At 66.9% G+C, this 19,278-nt stretch carries 16 protein-coding genes; 9 read left to right on the top strand and 7 right to left on the bottom strand.

What is annotated here, in order from left to right:
• Positions 1-44: 44 nt before the first annotated feature.
• The 3 genes from AC57B5_RS09750 to AC57B5_RS09760 are packed head-to-tail and all read right to left on the bottom strand — an operon-like array spanning position 45 to position 1,663.
• Complete coding sequence (locus tag AC57B5_RS09750) at positions 45-449, bottom strand: anti-sigma regulatory factor (protein ID WP_012206212.1); 405 nt, start codon at positions 447-449, stop codon at positions 45-47.
• The gene (locus AC57B5_RS09755) at positions 439-813 is read right to left on the bottom strand and encodes an STAS domain-containing protein (protein WP_012206213.1); all 375 of its coding nucleotides are present in this window, start codon (positions 811-813) and stop codon (positions 439-441) included. Before AC57B5_RS09755 ends, AC57B5_RS09750 begins: the two co-directional genes overlap by 11 nt.
• A gap of 7 nt (positions 814-820) precedes the next feature.
• Entirely contained in the window at positions 821-1,663 is an 843-nt protein-coding gene (locus AC57B5_RS09760) for an STAS domain-containing protein (RefSeq protein ID WP_496399379.1), read from the bottom strand.
• A 435-nt stretch (positions 1,664-2,098) separates the two neighbouring features.
• Between AC57B5_RS09760 and AC57B5_RS09765 the strand changes: the two genes are divergently transcribed.
• A complete protein-coding gene (locus tag AC57B5_RS09765; RefSeq protein ID WP_496399380.1) occupies positions 2,099-2,800 on the top strand; it encodes a pentapeptide repeat-containing protein in 702 nt (233 codons plus the stop codon).
• 35 nt (positions 2,801-2,835) lie between these two features.
• Here the strand turns inward: AC57B5_RS09765 and AC57B5_RS09770 are convergent, their stop codons facing one another.
• Both AC57B5_RS09770 and AC57B5_RS09775 read right to left on the bottom strand, forming a co-directional pair.
• Entirely contained in the window at positions 2,836-3,336 is a 501-nt protein-coding gene (locus AC57B5_RS09770) for a hypothetical protein (protein WP_143290011.1), read from the bottom strand.
• A 103-nt stretch (positions 3,337-3,439) separates the two neighbouring features.
• Positions 3,440-3,703, bottom strand: coding sequence for a VF530 family protein (locus AC57B5_RS09775; RefSeq protein ID WP_034395743.1), 264 nt, complete (start codon positions 3,701-3,703; stop codon positions 3,440-3,442).
• 210 nt (positions 3,704-3,913) lie between these two features.
• On the opposite strand from AC57B5_RS09775, the gene AC57B5_RS09780 reads away from it, so the two are divergent.
• The 6 genes from AC57B5_RS09780 to AC57B5_RS09805 all read left to right on the top strand — a co-directional run bounded on the left by AC57B5_RS09780 (position 3,914) and on the right by AC57B5_RS09805 (position 9,927).
• The gene (locus tag AC57B5_RS09780) at positions 3,914-5,470 is read left to right on the top strand and encodes a methyl-accepting chemotaxis protein (RefSeq protein ID WP_496399381.1); all 1,557 of its coding nucleotides are present in this window, start codon (positions 3,914-3,916) and stop codon (positions 5,468-5,470) included.
• 26 nt (positions 5,471-5,496) lie between these two features.
• Positions 5,497-5,802, top strand: a complete 306-nt coding sequence (locus AC57B5_RS09785; protein WP_012206218.1) for an NIPSNAP family protein — start codon at positions 5,497-5,499, stop codon at positions 5,800-5,802.
• 112 nt (positions 5,803-5,914) lie between these two features.
• Positions 5,915-6,907: an ABC transporter substrate-binding protein gene (locus AC57B5_RS09790; protein ID WP_496399382.1), complete on the top strand. Its 993-nt coding sequence runs from the start codon at positions 5,915-5,917 to the stop codon at positions 6,905-6,907.
• Between the two features lie 19 nt (positions 6,908-6,926).
• Positions 6,927-7,790 carry an ABC transporter permease gene (locus tag AC57B5_RS09795; protein ID WP_496399383.1) on the top strand — a complete coding sequence of 288 codons (864 nt, stop codon included), beginning with the start codon at positions 6,927-6,929 and terminating at the stop codon, positions 7,788-7,790.
• Positions 7,787-8,512 carry an ABC transporter ATP-binding protein gene (locus AC57B5_RS09800; protein WP_496399384.1) on the top strand — a complete coding sequence of 242 codons (726 nt, stop codon included), beginning with the start codon at positions 7,787-7,789 and terminating at the stop codon, positions 8,510-8,512. The genes AC57B5_RS09795 and AC57B5_RS09800 overlap by 4 nt, the downstream gene beginning before the upstream one ends.
• 47 nt (positions 8,513-8,559) lie before the next feature.
• Positions 8,560-9,927 carry an LLM class flavin-dependent oxidoreductase gene (locus AC57B5_RS09805; protein ID WP_496399385.1) on the top strand — a complete coding sequence of 456 codons (1,368 nt, stop codon included), beginning with the start codon at positions 8,560-8,562 and terminating at the stop codon, positions 9,925-9,927.
• 31 nt (positions 9,928-9,958) lie between these two features.
• Here the strand turns inward: AC57B5_RS09805 and AC57B5_RS09810 are convergent, their stop codons facing one another.
• On the bottom strand, positions 9,959-10,852 hold the full coding sequence (locus AC57B5_RS09810; RefSeq protein WP_088164361.1) for an amino acid ABC transporter substrate-binding protein: 894 nt from the start codon (positions 10,850-10,852) through the stop codon (positions 9,959-9,961).
• A 182-nt stretch (positions 10,853-11,034) separates the two neighbouring features.
• Here AC57B5_RS09810 and corA point away from each other — a divergent pair, with 182 nt between their 5' ends.
• Together corA and ppk2 are read left to right on the top strand one after the other, a co-directional pair.
• Positions 11,035-12,009, top strand: a complete 975-nt coding sequence (corA, locus tag AC57B5_RS09815) for a magnesium/cobalt transporter CorA (RefSeq protein ID WP_012206223.1) — start codon at positions 11,035-11,037, stop codon at positions 12,007-12,009.
• A gap of 114 nt (positions 12,010-12,123) precedes the next feature.
• Positions 12,124-13,044 carry a polyphosphate kinase 2 gene (gene ppk2, locus AC57B5_RS09820; RefSeq protein ID WP_374617573.1) on the top strand — a complete coding sequence of 307 codons (921 nt, stop codon included), beginning with the start codon at positions 12,124-12,126 and terminating at the stop codon, positions 13,042-13,044.
• 138 nt (positions 13,045-13,182) lie between these two features.
• Here ppk2 and proA read toward each other — a convergent pair whose 3' ends face one another.
• Positions 13,183-19,215, bottom strand: coding sequence for an anti-phage protein ProA (gene proA, locus AC57B5_RS09825; protein WP_496399386.1), 6,033 nt, complete (start codon positions 19,213-19,215; stop codon positions 13,183-13,185).
• Positions 19,216-19,278: the final 63 nt, after the last annotated feature.

Genomic DNA, 19,278 nt, shown 5'->3' on the forward strand with positions numbered 1-19,278 from the left:
GCTCGCATCGCCTATTGGAAATGAACGATGGGTCCAGCCCCGGATTACTTCCACTTGGTGATACTCACTCGTGTGCCCTGGCCCAGCTCGGTTTCTATCTTGAAATCATTCACCAGCCGCTTGCTTCCCGGCAGGCCCAGGCCCATTCCCATGCCGGTGGTGAAACCATCGGTCATGGCCATTTTCAGATCCTTGATTCCAGGCCCTGTGTCTTCAAAAATCAATTGCAAGGCCTGTTTTCCATTGACTTCGATGATGGCCCAGTTCATGTGGCCACCTTTTCCATGAATCAGCGTATTGCGGGACAGCTCGCTTGCAGCGGTAATCATCTTTGTCTGATCGACCAGCGAGAACTTCAGCATCTGGCAAAGCGAGCGCACCGTTTGGCGCGTGGCAACAATCTGCTGCTCGTTTTGTAACGGCATTTGGCCGCTGCGATCATGTTCCAAGGGTGGCTCCCGACTGCTGGGCCCGCAAAAGGGCCATTCCCCTCTCGACGGTCATCGCCGTCCTGACCCCACCAAGGGACAGGCCCAACTCCACCAGGGTGATTGCAACGGCAGGCTGCATGCCCACCACGACGGTGGCGGCAGACAGGATGCGGGCAATGCCCGAGATGGTCACCAGCATGCGCCCGACGAAGGAGTCCACCACCTCCAGCGCCGAGATATCGATCATGACGCCGCTGGCGCCCGTGCTCGCGATGCGCTCGGCCAGGTCGTCCTGGAGCGCCAGCGCCGTCTGGTCCTGCATGTCGATCTGGATGGAAACCAGCAGCACATCGCCCATGCGCAGGATTGGAATGCGGTCCATGGATGGCTCACTCCTGTGTCTGGCGGGTGATGCGCCAGCCGGTCTTGCCCATGGCCAGCTTGAGCGCCTCGGCCAGTGTGGCCTTGGTGGTGATGTCGCGCATGTCGATGCCCAGGTGCACGATGGTCTGGGCAATCTGGGGCCGGATGCCGCTGATGATGCATTCCGCGCCCATCAGGCGAATGGCCGTCACGGTGCGCAGCAGGTGCTGGGCCACCAGCGTGTCCACCGTGGGCACGCCGGTGATGTCGATGATGGCCAGCTCCGACTCGGTCGACACCAGGCTTTGCAGCAAGGACTCCATCACCACCTGGGTGCGGTTGCTGTCCAGCGTGCCGATCAGCGGAATGGCCAGCACCCCCTCCCACAGCTTGACGACGGGGGTGGACAGCTCCAGCAGCTCTTCCTGCTGGCGGATGATGATCTCCTCGCGTGCCTGCTGGAAGCTGCTGACCGTGTGCTGGGCCATGTTGTCCACCAGCACGGTGGCCCTCCAGATTTCCTGGATGGCCGCAGCAGGATCGCCCGACAGCCCGCGCTGGATGTGTGCGAACAGCGGCTTTTTCAGCGACAGGATGAACTGGCTGGTTTCACCGGCACGCTGGCCCTGGGCGGCGCGGGTGCGGGACAGCTCGGCCAGCAGGCGCCGCGCGGGATTCCAGCCCTCGTCCGAAAACCTTTGCGGATCGGCGCCGGAAGCGAAGGCGCCCACAATGGCGTTGATAATCCCGCGCGCATCTTTTTCAGCATTCTTCCCGGGCGTGGAATCACCCACGCTGGCCTGGGCCATCCAATCATGGATCAAGGCATCAATATCATTTTGGAGTGTTTGCTGGATAATTCCGGTCATAGATATGTGCTGGATTTCAAATAAATTATTCGTTGAGGCTGCCAGAGAACTGCATTGGTGAAAATACAGCTGGCGTGCCAACCATGTTTTCTGCAGATTATTTACTGGCACCCTCGCCACGAGAGACACATTTTGTAATATCAAATAGCATCTTCCTGTAAGGGTTTTTCGACAGATGCATGTCCGCCAAGCCGCGACCTGGTCAGCAAGCCCCCGGTACGCAGCCACGGGTGACGCGGGCACGCCGGTTCCGCCCTTCCTGGAGGGCGGAACCGGCACCGGAAGCAGCCCGCAACCGGTTTGCTCACAGGTTTTTTCATCCGTCAAACTGCGCAATGCATGCCCTTGGAAAATCCCAAGGACATTTCACACCTGGGCGCGGCAAGGCCATACACTGCCCAGCCTTTCTGAAATACGCCATGCCTGATATTGACCATGCAAAAAACGCCTTCCACAAAAACCATCGTCAATCAGATTCTTGATCAGGACAGTCTATCGGAGCTATTGAAACAAGAAGCCTCTCATGGCCTGGGTTTCGAGCAATGCGAATTCGATGGATTGAATCTCTATCAACTCGATTTGCAGGGCGCGCAATTTGTGGAGTGCAGTTTTGCCGACACCTGCTTTGAAAGCTGCCAACTGGCCGGCACCCGCTGGCTGCATTGCAAGGCGGGCCGCGCCGATTTTCGGCTGGCCAACCTGACGGATGCCCTGTTTTGCCAGAGCGACCTGAACAACACCAACTGGGAATTGGCCAAGCTGGCCTCAGCGCGCTTTCTTGAAGTCAAGCTGACCGGCGCCAGGTTTGGCGGTGCGCAAACCCTGGGTATTGATTTTCATGAGTCCCTGCTGATTGGTGCCGATCTGCGCGGCATGTCCTTCCGCAAGAAAACGCTGGAGGGCCTGAACTTCAGCGATGCCGATCTGGCCGGCTGCGATTTCCGCGATGCCGTTTTCCACAAGGCAAGCCTGCGCGATGCCCATCTCAAGAATGCCCGGTTCGATGGCGCGGACCTGCGCTCGGCGGACTTGCGCGGCTTGACGATTGCCTCGCTCAGCCAGCATTTCAAGGGCAGCCTGATCTCGCATGAGCAGGCTGCCGAGCTGGTGGGCGGGCTGGGCGTGCGCGTGATGTGAAGTCGCGGCGGGCGTGCCGCCACCGCCATCCGCACTCAGTAAACGATGTCGTGCTCGTACAGCAGCCTGGAGATGTCCTTGGGCACAAAGCCTGTCAGCAGCGAGTTCTCGTCCAGCAGATTGATGAACTCCCCCGCCGTGCAGGACTTGGAGTGGTCAATGATGAAGTCCAGGAACTCCTCGCTGACGCGGTCACCGTCCTGCTCGAAGGACCAGCTGTGTTCCTGGCCGCCCGATTGGAAGCGCAGCGTGACGGTGTCGCCCTCCATGCCGGATTCGATGCCCTCATAGCCGATGGCGCCACCGCAAGCCTTGGCGAAGCGCTTGAGCAGGGCCACGTAGTCTTCGTCGGCCTCGTTGTCTTCGCCAATGCCGCCATCGAACAATTTGACCTGGGCGGCCTTGGTGTGCTGGCGCAGTGCCGCCATCAAGGCGTACTCGTCCTCGATGGAGGCGATGTCGAAATCCGCAGGCACGATGCCGTGCGTCTTCATGGCGGAGGCAATCACGGCGACAGGGTTCTGGCTCTGGGTCATGGTGGTGTCTGAAAGGGTTGCGGGATCGAAGACGGTGCCGATGATAGGCACAGCCTGTGCCTGCGCACTGGACATCTTGTCCGGTGGCATCCGGCTTGCGCCTTCAGTCTGTGGAAGCGGGGCTGCGCCTGTCCTTGCGCAGCATGTCCAGATAGAGCGCTTCCACCTTCTCGCGCGCCCAGGGCGTCTTGCGCAGGAATTTGAGGCTGGAGCTGACGCTGGGGTCCAGCGTGAAGCAGCGCACCGGAACCTGCCGTGCCAGGGCAGGCCAGCCATAGCGGGCCTCCAGGGCACGGACGATGGCTTCGAGCGTGACGCCGTGCAGCGGATTGCGGGGCTGGGCGGCGGGGGGCGGAGTTTCTTGCATGGGTTGATTCTCCCTTGTGATGGCAGGACCGGAAACCTGGCGGCGCGGTGCACGCGCTGGTGCCGTGGTTGGCAGCGGCAGGACAGGTCCCGCAGAAACGGGACCGCGCCGGCACTGTGCGAGCGCGGAAAAATTTGTAAACACATGAAACCAAAGAAGAAGTTTCTGTAGCATTCACGGCGTCCCTGCCTCTTCTTCGAACCCGCTTCCATGCCTGCCCTGTCCCTTCGCCAGAAACTGCTGGCTCCGCTGGTTTTCTGCCTGCTGGCGCTGCTTGCGCTGACCCTGTTCAACGCCTACCAGGCACGAAGCAAGGCCTATGAGGCCCGGCAGCAGGCGCTGCGGGACTTTGTCGATTCGGCAGACAGCCTGATTGCTGCCATTGCGGCAGAGGCCAAGGCCGGCAAGCTGCCTGAAGAAGACGCCAAGGCCACGGCCATTGCCCGCGTGGGGCAGCTGCGCTATGCCGGTGGTGCGGGCTACATCACCAGCATCACGACGGATTCCGTGGTGCTGAACAACCCCGCAAGCCCGGGCATCAACGGCAAGAACATGGCCGGCTTCCAGGACGCCAAGGGCAGCTACCTCTACCGCAGCATTGCCGCCGTGGGCGCTTCTGCCCAGGGCAACGGCTATCTCACCTACTGGTGGCCCCGTCCCGGCGCGAAGGAGCCCAGCGAGAAGCTGGCCTATGCCAAGCGATCCACCTCCTGGAACTGGGACCTGATCGCGGGTGACTATGTGGACGACATCCAGCAGGCCTTCATCGCCACCATCATCAAGTCGGTGGCGGCGCTGGCGGTGCTGGGCGCACTGCTGTCGTTGATCGCCTGGATGGCCACGCGCAGCGTGCTCCATGCCATCGGCGGAGAGCCGGCCGTGGCGGCAGCGATCGCCAACCGCATCGCCGCCGGGGATCTGTCGCAAACCGGGCGGGAGGGGACATCGCACGCACCGGAAGGCAGCGTGATCGCGGCGGTGCAGCGCATGAGCGAGCAGCTGCGCCAACTGGTGACGCGCATCCATGACACGGCGGGCATCATCCACCGCTCGGCCGGCGAGATCGCCACGGGTAGCCTGGACCTGTCGCAGCGCACGGAGCAGCAGGCCAGCTCGCTGGAGGAAACGGCGGCGTCTATGGAGCAGTTGACCGCCACCGTGCACCAGAACGCGGAAAACGCGCAGCAGGCAAGCCAGATCGCCTCGGGCGCCTGCGCGGTGGCCGAGCGCGGCGGCACCGTGGTGGACCAGGTGGTGAGCACGATGGGCGAGATCAATACCTCGTCGCGCCGCGTGGTGGACATCATCGGCGTGATCGACGGCATCGCCTTCCAGACCAACATCCTCGCGCTGAACGCGGCTGTGGAGGCTGCCCGTGCTGGCGACCAGGGGCGCGGCTTCGCGGTCGTGGCGGGCGAGGTGCGCACCCTGGCGCAGCGCAGCGCCTCGGCCGCGCGCGAGATCAAGACGCTGATCCAGGCCTCGGTGGAGCGTGTGGATGCCGGCGCCACCCTGGTGGACCAGGCCGGGCAGACCATGCGCGAAGTGGTCACCACGGTGCGCAATATCACAGGCATCGTGACCGAGATCGCCTCGGCCAGCCGCGAGCAAAGCAGCGGCATCGAGCAGGTGGGCCATGCCGTGACCGACATGGACCGCGTGACCCAGCAGAACGCCGCACTGGTGGAACAGTCCTCGGCCGCCACGCAGGTGCTGCAGCAGGAGTCGGAGAAGCTCTCCCGCCTGACGGCATCGTTCAAACTCTAGGCTTCGCTTCCCTTCTCTTTTCAGACATGATCACCTGCTACCTGCGCTACATCATCGACCCGTTCAAGGCCAAGGAATTCGAGGAGTACGGCAAGACCTGGATTCCTCTGGTCGAGAAATTCGGCGGCAAGCACCACGGCTACTTCCTGCCGTCCGAAGGCGCCAACAATGTGGCGCTGGCCATGTTCAGCTTCCCCAGCATGGCGCTGTACGAGGAGTACCGCATCAAGTCCATGCAGGACCCCGAGTGCCAGGCCGCCTTCCGCTACGCGGAGGACACGCGCTGCATCCTCAGCTACGAGCGCAGCTTCATGCGCCCGGTGTTCGGCTGAACCTCCCCCCGCGCCACGCCCATGTGCGTGGCGCGCGTTTGCAAATACGGAATCGGTATTTTCACAACTGAAGCACGCTAACTAGCATCCATCCCATTGCAATCTTTTGAGGATGGAGCGCGTGAACAAGCGTCGTTTCCTGCTGGCCGGCCCTTCTCTGCTGGCCGCTGCCGCCCTGGCTTCCACCACCGCCGCGCGGGCTGCGGCGGATCCCCGGACCCGATTGGTCGTCGCCGACCAGAGCGAGCTGCTGCGCCACCTGCTGGATGCCAGCGGTGAGCGCAAGCGCCTGGGCTTTCAGCTGGAGCTGCCCAACTTCGCGGGCGGCCCGGCCATCTTCGAGGCCATACGCGCAGGCGCGCTGGACATTGCCTATGTGGGCGACACGCCGCCCATCCAGGCACGTGCCGCCGGTGTGCAGCTGCCCATCATCGCCACCTTCACGCGCGAGCGCGCCCAGTACCGGCTGGTGCAGCGTGCCGATGCAGGCATAGAGCGCCTGGCCGACCTGCGCGGCAAGCGCCTGAGCTATGTGGAAGGCTCGGGCCGCCAGGTCTTCCTGATCGAGGCATTGACACGCGCGGGCCTGACACTGGCCGACGTGAAGCTGGTCAACCTGCGCGTGGCCGAACTCAACGACGCGCTGCGCGCCAAGGCGGTGGACGTGGCCGTGCTCATGGAGCCCCATGTCACGCGCCTGGGTAAGCAGATCGGCGCGCGGCCCGTGCCCGATCCGCAGGAGCGCGCGCTGCTGCCCGCCACCTCGTACATCTACGCACGGCCCGACGTGCTGGCCGACCCGGCCAAGTCCCAGGCCATCGTCGATTTCCTGGGCGCCTTCGTGCGCGCAGGCAAGTGGAGCAATGGCCACGAGCAGGAATGGGGCCGCCACTACTACACGCAGTTCCAGCGCATCGATGCGGAGAGCACGGCGGCCATCCTGGCATCGCAGTCCGACCTGCTGTTCCAGACTGCCGCCGAGGCGCAACCCCACCACCAGAAGCTGATCGACATCCTGCACGCCGCCGGCAGCCTGCCGCAGCGGCTGGATGCGGCCGGCTCCTTCGTGACCACCTACGACCGCGTGATCGTGGCCAACCGATGAACCGGCCAGAAAACACACGATGACGCAAGCGCAACTGGACATCAACACGGCCGGTCTGGCACCGGCCACCGCAGCCGCCGCTCAATCCGAGCCCGCCATCCGGGCCGCCGTGCAACTGGTGCCCGCGCGCCTGTCGCAGGGCGCGCTGCTGGTGGGCCCCGGCCTGCTGCTGGTGCTGTGGGAGGCGGCCTCGCGCCTGGGCTGGCTGTCGCCCGAGACGCTGACCGCGCCCTCGCAGGCCCTGGTCGCCGGCTACGGCATGGTGGCCGACGGCAGCCTGCTGCCCCACCTGCTGGCATCGGCAGGCCGTGCCTACAGCGGGTTGCTGCTGGGCGTGGTGGCTGGCGTGCTGCTGGCCCTGGCCTCGGGCCTGACGCGCACGGGCGAGGCCCTGCTCGACGGCCTGGTGCAGATCAAGCGCGCCGTGCCCACGCTGGCGCTGATTCCCCTGGCCATCATCTGGCTGGGCATTGGCGAGTCCATGAAGATCTTTCTGATCTTCACGGCCGTGCTGGTGCCCGTCTACATCAACACCCACGCGGCCCTGCGCGGCATCGATATCGGCCATGTGGAGCTGGCCCAGACCCTGGGCCTGTCGCGCGCCGAATTCATCCGCAAGGTGGCGCTGCCGGGTGCACTGCCGGGCTTCTTCGTGGGCCTGCGCATTGCCGTGTCGCTGTGCTGGACGGCGCTGGTGGTGCTGGAGCTGATCAACACGCAGACCGGCATCGGCTACCTCATGAACCGCGCCCGCGACTGGGGGCAGACCGATGTGATCGTGGTGGGCATCCTCATCTACGCCCTGCTGGGCCTGCTGTCCGACGCCGTGGTGCGCCGCATCGAGGCGCATGTGCTGTCCTACCGGAGGTCGCTGGGATCATGAGCCATCACCCCACCCCGGGCGCCGTGCGGCTGCAGCGCTTCACGCGCAGCTTTGGCGGCAGGAACGTGCTGGACGCCATCGACCTGGACATTGCCCCGGGCCAGTTCGTGGCCCTGCTGGGCGAGTCCGGCTCGGGCAAGACCACCTTGCTGCGCGCGCTCGCCGGGCTGGACGGGCATGCGCAGTCCAGCGGCGCGGCCAGTGCGCAGGGCAACGTCTCCGTGCTGTTCCAGGACGCGCGTCTGCTGCCCTGGCTGTCGGTGCTGGACAACCTCACGCTGGGTCTGGACGCGCGCGCCGTGCTGCCCGCAGCACGGCAAATCCTGCACGACGTGGGCCTGCAGGACAAGGCCGGCGCCTGGCCCGCCACGCTGTCGGGCGGCCAGAAGCAGCGTGCATCGCTGGCCCGCAGCCTGCTGCGCGACCCGCACGTGCTGCTGGCCGACGAGCCCTTCGGCGCGCTGGACGCGCTCACGCGCATGCGCATGCACGGCCTGCTGCTGCGCCTGGTCGAGCGCATACGGCCCACGGTCATCCTCGTCACGCACGACGTGGACGAATCCCTGCTGCTGGCCGACCGCATCCTGGTGCTCAGGGACGGCCGCATCGCCGAGGACCACGCCGTGGACCTGCCCCATCCCCGCCGCCCCGACCATCCTGCCTTCATGCAGCTGCGCGCCACCTTGCTGCGCAGCCTGGGCGTCGAGACAGAGATCGCCTGACGCCGGCCCCGCCCGCGAAACAACCCACACAACAAAGGACTGCTCCCATGTCTCGGCAACTGCACCTGAACCTGTTCCTCATGACGCGCGGCCACCATGAAGGCGCCTGGCGCCATCCCGGCGCCAACCGCAAGGCGCTCACCGACCTGGAGTTGTACGTCGATGCCGCACGCATCGCTGAGGCCGCCAAATTCGACGCCGTCTTCCTGGCCGACAGCCTGGTCGGGCCCGAGAACGGCCAGCAGATCACCTCGGGCCTGCTGGACCCGCTGGTGCTGCTGACGGCACTGGCGCTGCGCACCGAGCGCATCGGCCTGATCGGCACCGCCTCCACCACCTACAGCCATGCCTACACGCTGGCGCGCCAGTTCGCCTCGCTGGACCATCTGTCCAAGGGGCGGGCGGGCTGGAACATCGTCACTTCCTGGGCGCCCAACGCGGGCCTGAACTTCGGACTGGCCGACAACGTGGACCACGGCGACCGCTACCGCATCGCCGAGGAATTCGTGTCCGCCGTCGATGCGCTGTGGCGCAGCTTTCCGGCCAGCGCCCTGCTGGACGACACGGCGGCCGGCCAGTTCCTCGACGCATCGCAGATCCAGCCCATCCACTTCGAGGGCAAATACATACGCACGCGCGGCCCGCTCAACGTGCCCGGCAGCCCGCAGGGCCGGCCCGTCTTCGTGCAGGCCGGCCAGTCCGAATCGGGCCGCGCCTTTGCCGCGCAATGGGCCGAGGCCATCTTCACGGCCCACGGCGCGCGGGAATCGGCCCAGGCCTTCTATGCCGACATCAAGGGACAGGCGCAGCAGCTGGGCCGCCGCCCGCAGGACATCGTGATCCTGCCCGGCATCAGCGCCGCCATCGGCTCCACCGAATACGAGGCGCGCCAGGTCTGGGAAGAGCTCGACAGCCTGACCAGCATCGAGGTCGGCCTGGCCCGCCTGTCCGCACGCTTTGGCGGCCACGACTTCTCGGCCGTGCCGCTGGACCGCCTGCTCACGCGCGACGACTTCCCCGATCCCGACAAAGTCGAAGCCTCGCGCAGCCGCGCCGTGGGCTACGTGGAAACCAGCCTGCGCGACGGCCTCACCCTGCGCGGCCTGCTCAAGCGCCTGGCCGGCGCCCGCGGCCACCTGGCCGTGGCCGGCACGCCCGAACAGGTGGCCGACATCATCGAAGACTGGTTCAAGCACGGCGCAGCCGACGGCTTCAACGTCATGCCGCCCATACTCAACCAGCAGTTCGAACTGTTCACCAGCGAAGTCGTGCCGATCCTGCGCAAGCGCGGCCTGTTCCGCGAGGAATACGAAAGCCGCACGCTGCGCGGGCATTTCGGGCTGGGGGAGCTGGCGGGGACGGGGGCAGGTGGCGCCCCAGCCGCCCGCCCAAGGGAGCAAGCGCTGGCGGCTTGACCGATGCGGCGCTGCGGCTGCACAGACAGGCCTACAGCAGAATGTCCGCCGTGGGGTACTTCCAGAAGTCGCGCAGCAGGTAGCTGATCGGCAGGTTCAGATTCGTGGAGCTGGGTGGAATCGGCTGCAGGAACCACTTCTCGTAGATGGGGTGGATTTCGCGGCTGGTGATGATCCGCTTCATCTCTTCATCGACCAGTTTCTTGAACGCGGTATCGGCCTTCGGCAGCATGATCGCCAGGGGTTCGGTGGACAGGAACTTGCCCACCACCTTCAGGGCGCGTGGATCGGGCCGTGCAGCGGCCAGCCCGTTGAGAAGCACGTCATCCATCACGAACGCGTCGGCTTCGCCCTTCTCCACCATCTCCAGGGCCCTCGCGTGATCGGGGGCCTCCACAATGGTGATGCCCATGAGGCGCTGCCTGTTGGCCTGCGTCACCAGGGCCATCGGGCTGGTGCCCTTGGTGGAAACCAGCTTTTTGCCCTTGAGATCCTCCATCGCGTTGACGGTGCTTTCGGCCTTCACGAGCATCCGGGCGCCGGTGATGAAATGGGGTACCGTGAACGCCACGGTCTGGCGCCGCTGCGCGTTGTTCGTGGTCGAACCGCACTCCATATCGGCCTTGCCCTGCTCAATCGCGGCCATGCGATTGGCGGGCGTGACCATCAGGAACTCCACCTTCATGTCCTTCCTGCCTGTCTGCTTGCGCACCGCCTCAGCCAGGCGAAGGCACAGATCCAGCGCGTAACCGACGGGCTTGCCGCTGCGCGTGTCGATGTAGGAGAAGGGGACCGACGATTCCCGGTGCGCAATCACCAGCGCGCCACCGGCCTGGACCTTGTCCAGCACACCGGCTGCAGATACACCGCTCAAGGCCGACAGGCCCAACGCACCCAACGCAATTCCCCACTGGCGAAAGATCATCGAAGTCCTTGGATCGCAAGCGCTGGGCGGCGCCCAGCAGTGTCGTGACAGGTTATACACGTATTGTTACCAGATGCGCAAACCTGAGCTGCTGGCGGTTTTGCCGGCACCTTGGCCTCTGGCTTTTCCCCCTCCCCCGTTATGGCAGGATCACCAGCACCAGAATTACCGAGGGAACTCCCATGCTGATCAACTGCGTCGCCTACGAAAACGGGGCCAAGCTGGCGGACATTCCCGTCGCCGACATCAGCAACTACATAGAGCGCCCCGGCTGCTTCGTCTGGGTGGCGCTGGCGGACGCCACGCCGGCCGAGCTGGAGGAGATGCGCCAGGAATTCGGCCTGCACGCCCTGGCCGTGGAAGATGCGCTGCACGGCCACCAGCGGCCCAAGCTGGAGGAGTACGGCAGCTCGCTGTTTGCCGTGATGCACCTGCTGGAGCCCGAGCCCGAGCGGCCCGGCCACTTCAACCACGGCGAGGTCGATGTCTTCGTGGGTTCCAACTACGTGCTGTCGGTGCGCAATCGCAGCAAGCGCGGTTTCCTGGGCGTGCGCGAGCGCTGCGAGAGCGAGCCCGAGCTGCTGCGCCACGGCTCGGGCTTTGTGCTGTATGCGCTGATGGATGCGGTGGTGGACCGCTACTTTCCCATCATCGACGCGCTGGAGGTGGAGCTGGAGCAGATCGAGCAGCAGATCTTCACCAAGGGCGCGGCGCGCGACAACATCAAGCAGCTGTATGAACTCAAGGGCCGCGCCATGGACCTCAAGCACGCCGTGGCCCCCCTGCTGGAAGCCGTGGGCAAGCTCAACGGCGGGCGCGTCCCCCAGATCTGCGTGGGCTCCAGGGACTACTTCCGCGATGTGATGGATCACCTGGGCCGCATCAACGCCCAGATCGACACCATGCGCGACACCGTGGGCACGGCCATCCAGGTGAACCTGTCCATGGTGTCCATCGAGGAAAACGAAGTCACCAAGCGGCTGGCAGCCTGGGCCAGTATCTTCGCCATCTGCACGGCCTTCTTCGGCGTCTGGGGAATGAACTTCGAGAACATGCCCGAACTGAAGTGGCAATACGGCTATCCGGCCGCACTGCTGTTCGTGCTGGGTGTTTGCGGCCTGCTCTACTACAAGTTCCGCAAGGCGGGGTGGCTTTAGGCGGCGGGAAGGCGAGCGGTGCCAGGGTATTCACCCTGCCGCACCGTCACAGCCGCGTCACACATCCACGCCACCATCCCAGGCGCCAACTCCTGGACGCCCGGATTCCCCACCATGTACGACGAACTTCTGCCCGACCACCATGATTCGCTGATGCAGCGCATCGAACGCGATCTGCTCGACAGCTACGACGAAGAACTGGAGATGGAGATAGACGACGCCCGCCTGGGCAGCGGTGGCGACGATCTGGACGGTGCCGACTCCGTGAGCCGCCAGACCTACTTTCGCGAACTGCTGCGCCTGCAGGGCGAGCTGGTCAAACTGCAGGACTGGGTGCAGCACCACAAGAAAAAGGTGGTCATCCTCTTCGAGGGCCGCGATGCGGCCGGCAAGGGTGGCGTGATCAAGCGCATCACCCAGCGCCTGAACCCGCGCGTGTGCCGCGTGGCCGCCCTGCCCGCGCCCAACGACCGCGAGCGCACGCAATGGTATTTCCAGCGCTATGTCTCCCACCTGCCCGCGGGTGGCGAGATCGTTCTCTTTGACCGCAGCTGGTACAACCGCGCGGGCGTGGAACGCGTGATGGGCTTTTGCTCCGACGAGGAGTACGAGGAGTTCTTCCGCTCCGTGCCCGAGTTCGAGAAGATGCTGGTGCGCTCGGGCATCACGCTGGTGAAGTACTGGTTCTCCATCACCGACGACGAGCAGCACCTGCGCTTTCTGGGCCGCGTGCACGACCCGCTCAAGCAGTGGAAGCTCAGTCCCATGGACTTCGAGAGCCGCCGCCGCTGGGAGGACTACACCAAGGCCAAGGAAGCCATGCTGGAGCGCACCCACATCGCCGAGGCGCCCTGGTGGCTGGTGCAGGCCGTGGACAAGAAGAAGGCCCGGCTCAACTGCATCTCCCACCTGCTGACGCAGCTGCCCTATGAAGAGATAGAGCACCCGGCCATCGTGCTGCCAGAGCGCACGCGCAATCCCGAATACACACGCAACCCCGTTCCCCAGCACATGTACGTTCCGGACAAGTACTGACACCCCCTGAGGCGCTTCGCGCCTTCCCCCTCTCTACCCGCTTTGCGGGGGAGGGGGACGACACCCTCGGTGCGGGGGCGGCCCTTCCTTGGTGTCTCTGGCTTCAGCAAGTGCCCATTTCATGCGCACGGCCGACTTTCAGACCTTATGCGCCTCGCCGTCCTCCACGGATGCCTCGGACGCCTCAGGCGTCTCTGGCGCCGGCTCTGCCCCGGCGATTGCAGCCGCCTGCGGCATCTCGGCAACCTCGGCCGCACGCTTGCGCCGGTCCTGCTCCAACAGCTCGGTCAGCGCCGCGTGGATGCGCTCCAGCGTGCCGCCCGGGTTGACCCACCAGTCCGTGGACCAGATGCGCAGAATCTGCCAGCCCAGGCCGCGCAGCACCTGCTCGCGCAGCTTGTCGCGGTCGCGCGCCGTGGCCGAGCGGTGGTAGGTGGCGCCGTCGCACTCCACGCCCGCCAGGTAGCTGCCCGCATGGTCCGGGTGCACCACGCCCAGGTCCACGCGGAATGAGGATGCGCCGATCTGCGTGTGCACGCGCCAGCCCTTGCGCTCCAGCGCCTGGGCCACGCTGGCCTCGAAGGGGCTGTCGAAATCGCCCTGGCTGCCATGGTGCGACTCGGCCAGCGCGCGCGGGCCGCGCTCGGCAAATTCCAGGAAGTGCTTGAGGTCGCGCACGCCCGCCGCCTGGGTGCGCGACAGGTCCATCTGCTCGCCGCGCAGGCTGGAGAAGATGCGAAGCTCCTGCCGCGCCCGCGTCACCGCCACGTTCAGCCGCCGCTCGCCGCCATCGCGGTTGAGCGGGCCGAAGTTCATGGACACCGCGCCCGAGATATCGGGCCCGTAGGTGATGGAAAAATACATGATGTCCCGCTCGTCGCCCTGCACGCTTTCCAGGTTCTTGACGAAGACGGGCTCCAGCAACGCATCGGAGAAAAACGGCTCCAGCCCCGGGTCCTTGCGGCGCTCCTCGTCCAGCAAATCCTCAATCAGGCTTTGCTGCTCGGAGTTGAAGGTGACCACGCCGATGGTGGCACCCGACTGCGCAAACCCCGGCGACTGCAGCCGCGCCACCAGGTCGGCCACCAGGGCCTTGGCCTCGGGCTGGTTGATGCGGGCGCCACCTTTTTCATAGCGGCCCTGCACGGCGTGGAAGCTGACGGCGCGGTCATCGGTGACGGGCGAGGGAAAGGTCACCAGCCCGCCGCCGTAGTAGCGGTGGTTGCTGAAGGCGATCAGGCTTTCATGGCGCGAGCGGTAGTGCCACGACAGGTTGCGCGTGGGCAGGCTGGCGCCCAGGCATTCATCCAGGATGCTTTCCATGTCGCCTTCCACGCCCTGCGTGTCGTCGTCGAAGGTGTCGGAGGTGTCGGCACGGCCGAAGAAGCTGGTGGGCGGCAGCTGCTTGGGGTCGCCCACCATGACCACCTGCTTCGCACGCGCCATGGCGCCGATGGCGTCCCAGACGGGGATCTGCGAGGCCTCGTCGAAGATGACGATGTCGAAGTTGCTGGTCTCGGCGCTCAGGTACTGGGCAATGGACAGCGGACTCATCAGCAGGCAGGGCGTCAGGCGCAGAACGGCCGAGGGGATCTGCTCCAGCAGCTGGCGCAGCGGCAGGTGCTGGCGCTTCTTGGTGATCTCGCGCCGCAGGATGCCCCACTCGCTGTTGCGCTGGATGCTGTCGGCCGACGGCAGGCCCGCGCACAGCCGCGCACGTATCCACTGGCGCGTGACCGAGGTGAATTCATCGTCCAGCGCGCGGAAGTCGGCAATGCGCCGCTCATGCTCGGCAGAGACGAAGCGCTTGAGCACCTCGTCCTCGTCCACGGCCAGCGCCAGCCACCAGCGCGCGTAGTTGACCTCGAAGGCCTTGGGTGCCTGAGCCGGTTCCAGGCTGCCGGACTCGATGGCGTCGGCCAGCGCACCCAGCCCGCCCGCGCGGGCCGCGGCCTGGGCATTGCGCCAGGCGCACCAGGCATGCAGGCCGCCCTGCCCGGCCAGCACGCCGCCCGCCGTGGCCGCCAGCTGCTCGGCCGTGCGCTGGGCCAAGGCACGCTGCTGCGGCTCGCCATGGGCTGCCGCCGCGCTGAAGGGGTCTATGGCCGCGTGCAGGCCGGCCAGGCTGTCCAGCAACTGCTGGCAGGCCATGCCGACCGCGGCGCCCTCGCCCAGCTCGGCGCTGCGCAAGGCCAGCACCTGGTGCAGGGCCTGGCGTGCCTGGGCCAGCTCGGCCTCCTGCCAGCCCAGCCCGGTCAGCCCTGCCTGCAGCGATCCCTGCAGGCGCAGCGCATGCTCCACGGCTTGCGGGCGCGTGTCCAGGCCGTCCCAGACGCCGGGGCAGCGCAAGCGCAGATCGTCCAGCGCCAGCAGCTGTTCCTCGATGGCGCTGCGGGCCGCCAGCTGCGCATGGGCCTGCTGCAGCGCCGCGCCACAGCGGCCCTGGGCCACGGCGGCGTGCGATGCCATCAGGCTGCCGCGCCGCGTCAGTTGCAGGCGCTCGCGCTCGAAGGCCAGCGCGTCCTGCAAGGCCTGGGCATCGGTTTCCAGGCCGCGCCACAGGCCGTGGCTGGCATCGGCCAGCGGCAGGTAGCCATCGAGCTGGCGGTCGATCTGGTACAGGGCCTGCAGGCGCTGCACTTCGGCCGCCCAGCGCTCGCCGCCATGGCCTTCGGCCACGGCCTCCAGGCCGTCGAGCGAGAAGGATTTCTGCGCACGCGCGGCCAGCAGGGCCGCATTGGCCTTCAGGGCGCTGCGCGCATGGTCGGTGCGCGTGCGGTGTCCGGCCCACAGGCCGTCGGCTGCGGCGCCGGGCTGGATCTGGTCCAGTTCCTCGCGCAGACCCCGGATGCGCACCAGGGCGGCCAGGTCATCGGCCACGCGCGGCTCGCCCGCGCCTTCGATGGTGGCCTCCAGCGCCGCGCGCACCTTGCGCCGGCCCAGCCAGGACAGCGGCCACAAGGACTTGCCGGCCCTGGCCCATTCGCGCTGCAGCTGCGAGACATTGAGCTGGCCCACGCCCGCGCCGTACTTCACGGACAGGCCCTGGCGCAGCGCCGCGATCTCGTCGATGCACTGCAGGCCGCGCTCCAGCTCGTCGCCCAGGGCCACGGGCCAGGGCGTGCCCAGCCCGGCCTGCAGGCGCCGGCGCTGCGCCAGCAGGTCAAGCGCCTGGGCCAGGCGCGCCTGCAGCTCGGCCGGCCAGGGCGCCGGAATCTGTGCGGACAGATCACCGTGCTGCGCCAGCAGCTGCAGGCCCGATTGCAGGGATTCGCCAATGCGCGCGCCGTCAGGCAGCACGCAGAAAGCCAGGTTGCGGCCTGCGGCCGCAGGCAGCGCGCGTGCGATCACGCCCAGCGCCGAGCGCGCCTGGCGCCCCAGCGCCGGCCACTCGATGCGCAGCAGCCGGCCCAGCTGCTGCGCCGCCTCGGCAAAGCCCTGGCCTGCATCGTGCAGCGCCTGGGCGGCATCCACCATCTGCTGCTGCCAGCGCACGGACCAGTCGCTGGCCTGCACTGTGGCCAGCGGCCCTTCCTTCAGATGCTGCGCGCCCACGGCCTGGGCATTGGCCTGCAGGCGGCCCGCAGTCTCACGCAAAAGGGCCAGGCCCGCTTCGTCATGGGCCTGGGGCGTGGGCCAGTGAAATCCCAGGCGCGGCAGCGCCTCGCCACCGGCCACGGCGCCAATGGCGCGGTAGATGGTCCAGCCGTTGGCGTGGCGCCGGTGCAGGCGCTCCACATAGGCCGACAGCTGCTCGCGCAGGCGGCCGAGCTGGCTGGCCTTGGCGGCCCAGGCCTCGGCATCCACCTGGCCATGCGAGTCCCAGGATTTCTGCAGCTGGCCCAGCACGTCGAGCTTGCGGCTCTTGTTGGAGTGCAGCTCCAGGCAGAACTCGCCCAGGCCCACTTCGCGCAGGCGGCGGTAGACCACGTCCAGCGCGGCGATTTTCTCGGCCACGAAGAGCACGCGCTTGTCCTCGGCCAGGCACTGCGCGATCAGGTTGGCGATGGTCTGGCTCTTGCCCGTGCCCGGCGGGCCGATGAGCACGAAGTCCTTGCCGCGCGCAGCGGCCATCACGGCCGACAGCTGCGATGAATCGGCCGGCAGCGGGCTGAAGACCTGCTGCGGCGCGAACTCCTGGTCCAGCCGCCGCGTGTCGGGAAAGGCGATCTCCGAGCGATAGGGCTCGCGCGGCGTGTCGATCAGGTGCGCGACCACGGGCGAGCTGCGCAGCTGGTCGGCGCGCTCGGCCAGGTCCTTCCACATCAGGTACTTGGCGAAGGAGAACATGGACAGCACCACGTCCTCGCTGACCTCCCAGCCGCGCACGTCCTTGATCGCCTCGCGCACGCGGGCCCAGATGCCGGTGATGTCCAGCCCGGCCTCGTCGCGCGGCAGGTCGCCTGCGGGCACGCCCAGCTCCAGCTGGAAGTCCTGGCGCAGCATCTCGACCAGGGTGGGATTGAAGCGCGGCTCGTCCTCATGCGCCTGCAGCGTGAAGCCCGAGCGCGCGCTCTTGCGCTCCAGCGTGACGGGCAACAGGATCAGCGGCGCGCGCACGCGCACATCGGGCTTGTCGGGCCGGCTCCAGACCAGAAAGCCCAGGGCCACGAACAAGGTGTTGGCGCCGCCTTCCTGCAGCGCGTTGCGCGCGCCGCGGAACAGCTCCACAAAGCGGCTGTCCAGCTCCAGCGGCTCCAGGTCGATGAAGACCTCGCGCCGCTGCAGCGCCTCTTCGGCGTGCGCGCCGCGCAGGTCTTCCAGGCTGCGCGCCTCGTGCAATGGCTGGCTGCGCGGGTCCTTGCCCTGCATGAGCTCGGGGCTGGGCAGCAGCTTGAGCACCTGGCCCCGGGCCAGCGTGTCCTCCAGCGCGGGCGCGGCCACCTGCAGCAGCAGCGATTTCTTGCCGGGCTTGAAGTTGAGCAGCGCATTGCGCAGCGACAGGTCCAGCAGCCGGCGCTGCCAGCGCGCCAGCCTGTCCTTGGGATCGAGCTGGGAGGTGGGCACTTCGCGTGCCTGCGCCTGCGCCAGGAGTTCGGGCGGCGGCTCCACGGTGAGCCGTGGCTCGGCCTGTCCTTCGCCGGCCTCGGGCACGGCGTCCTGCGGCTGGGCCAGCGCCAGCGGGCGGATGCGCTGCATGCGCGCGCGCCGCACGTCCACCAGCAGTTCGAACTGGTCCTCATGCTCTTCGGCCAGTTGGCGCGCGCCCTGGGCAATGGCCTGGCTGAAGGCCACGGCCTGGCCTTGCGCGGCCAGCGTGGTCTCGAAGACCACCAGTTCCTGCAGCTTGAGCCGCTTGCGCACGGCCGTGATGTCGTCGACCACGGCGGTCGAGAATTCCTGCCTGCCCAACCACAGGCCCACGAAGGCATGGCCGCGCGTGAAGACCAGCAGCGGGTTCAGGTGCGCCTGCTCCAGGCAGGAGGCGAACAGCAGCGTCAGGTCCAGGCAGGTGGCCAGGCCCGCATCCAGCACCTGGGACGCGCCGCGTATCTTCTGGCCCGCATGCTCGAAGCTGGCCGGCGGCAGCGCGTAGTTGAGCTTCTTCTGGAGCACGGAGGTCCAGATGGCCGAGGCCAGTTCCCAGGCCCGCTGCGGCCCCTGTTCATAGCCGTTGATGGCGCCGGACTTGCCCGCCGCCTCCAGCGCCTGCGCCGCGCCCTTGAGGACGCGGTCCACGGCCGGGTCGTTGGGTTGCACGAAGGCCGCCACCATCTCGGGCAAATGCCCCAGGCCGCCCCACTGGTTGCGTGCCAGCAGTTCCAGCGGGTGCTCGTGCCGGGCCAGCACCGTCTCTGCCGGCTGGCCGCTGCGCAGCTCCAGCCGCAGCACGGCAGGCTCGGCCTCGGTCAGGCGCGAGAGCAAGGCGCCGTCCAGCGCCACATCCAGGTCGGTCAGCGCATAGGTGCTGTGCGCGGCCACCGACTCCAGACGCCAGGTACGCGGCTTGATGAAGGCAGGCTCCGAGGCCAGGTGCAGGCTCAGCGCCTGCAGCGGCAGCTCGCCCTCGTTGACGATGGCCAGCTCCAGCAGCGCGGGCACGGCGTTCTGGAAGTCGGCGAGATTGAGCTTGGCGACGGTGCCGATGCGCAGCTGCGTGGCCGTCTGCGGCGCCTGGGCGGCGGCGGGGGCGGCATCTGCGGGGGAATCTCGGCGGGGGTCTTCTGTCATGCGCGGTAGTCCTTGGCTGGCCAGCAGGCGGCGGGAACTGTCGAAATCCCGTCATATTCCTGG

It is taken from the genome of Delftia sp. BGA-UO-ETr-SB1, assembly GCF_059567865.1.

Excerpts from the sequence above, each read along its gene's own strand:
- AC57B5_RS09755 (WP_012206213.1), bottom strand. The coding sequence starts at position 813 with ATGGACCGCATTCCAATCCTGCGCATGGGCGATGTGCTGCTGGTTTCC.
- AC57B5_RS09760 (WP_496399379.1), bottom strand. The coding sequence starts at position 1,663 with ATGACCGGAATTATCCAGCAAACACTCCAAAATGATATTGATGCCTTG.
- AC57B5_RS09765 (WP_496399380.1), top strand. The coding sequence starts at position 2,099 with ATGCAAAAAACGCCTTCCACAAAAACCATCGTCAATCAGATTCTTGAT.
- AC57B5_RS09770 (WP_143290011.1), bottom strand. The coding sequence starts at position 3,336 with ATGACCCAGAGCCAGAACCCTGTCGCCGTGATTGCCTCCGCCATGAAG.
- AC57B5_RS09775 (WP_034395743.1), bottom strand. The coding sequence starts at position 3,703 with ATGCAAGAAACTCCGCCCCCCGCCGCCCAGCCCCGCAATCCGCTGCAC.
- AC57B5_RS09780 (WP_496399381.1), top strand. The coding sequence starts at position 3,914 with ATGCCTGCCCTGTCCCTTCGCCAGAAACTGCTGGCTCCGCTGGTTTTC.
- AC57B5_RS09785 (WP_012206218.1), top strand. The coding sequence starts at position 5,497 with ATGATCACCTGCTACCTGCGCTACATCATCGACCCGTTCAAGGCCAAG.
- AC57B5_RS09790 (WP_496399382.1), top strand. The coding sequence starts at position 5,915 with ATGGAGCGCGTGAACAAGCGTCGTTTCCTGCTGGCCGGCCCTTCTCTG.
- AC57B5_RS09795 (WP_496399383.1), top strand. The coding sequence starts at position 6,927 with ATGACGCAAGCGCAACTGGACATCAACACGGCCGGTCTGGCACCGGCC.
- AC57B5_RS09800 (WP_496399384.1), top strand. The coding sequence starts at position 7,787 with ATGAGCCATCACCCCACCCCGGGCGCCGTGCGGCTGCAGCGCTTCACG.
- AC57B5_RS09805 (WP_496399385.1), top strand. The coding sequence starts at position 8,560 with ATGTCTCGGCAACTGCACCTGAACCTGTTCCTCATGACGCGCGGCCAC.
- AC57B5_RS09810 (WP_088164361.1), bottom strand. The coding sequence starts at position 10,852 with ATGATCTTTCGCCAGTGGGGAATTGCGTTGGGTGCGTTGGGCCTGTCG.
- corA (WP_012206223.1), top strand. The coding sequence starts at position 11,035 with ATGCTGATCAACTGCGTCGCCTACGAAAACGGGGCCAAGCTGGCGGAC.
- ppk2 (WP_374617573.1), top strand. The coding sequence starts at position 12,124 with ATGTACGACGAACTTCTGCCCGACCACCATGATTCGCTGATGCAGCGC.
- proA (WP_496399386.1), bottom strand. The coding sequence starts at position 19,215 with ATGACAGAAGACCCCCGCCGAGATTCCCCCGCAGATGCCGCCCCCGCC.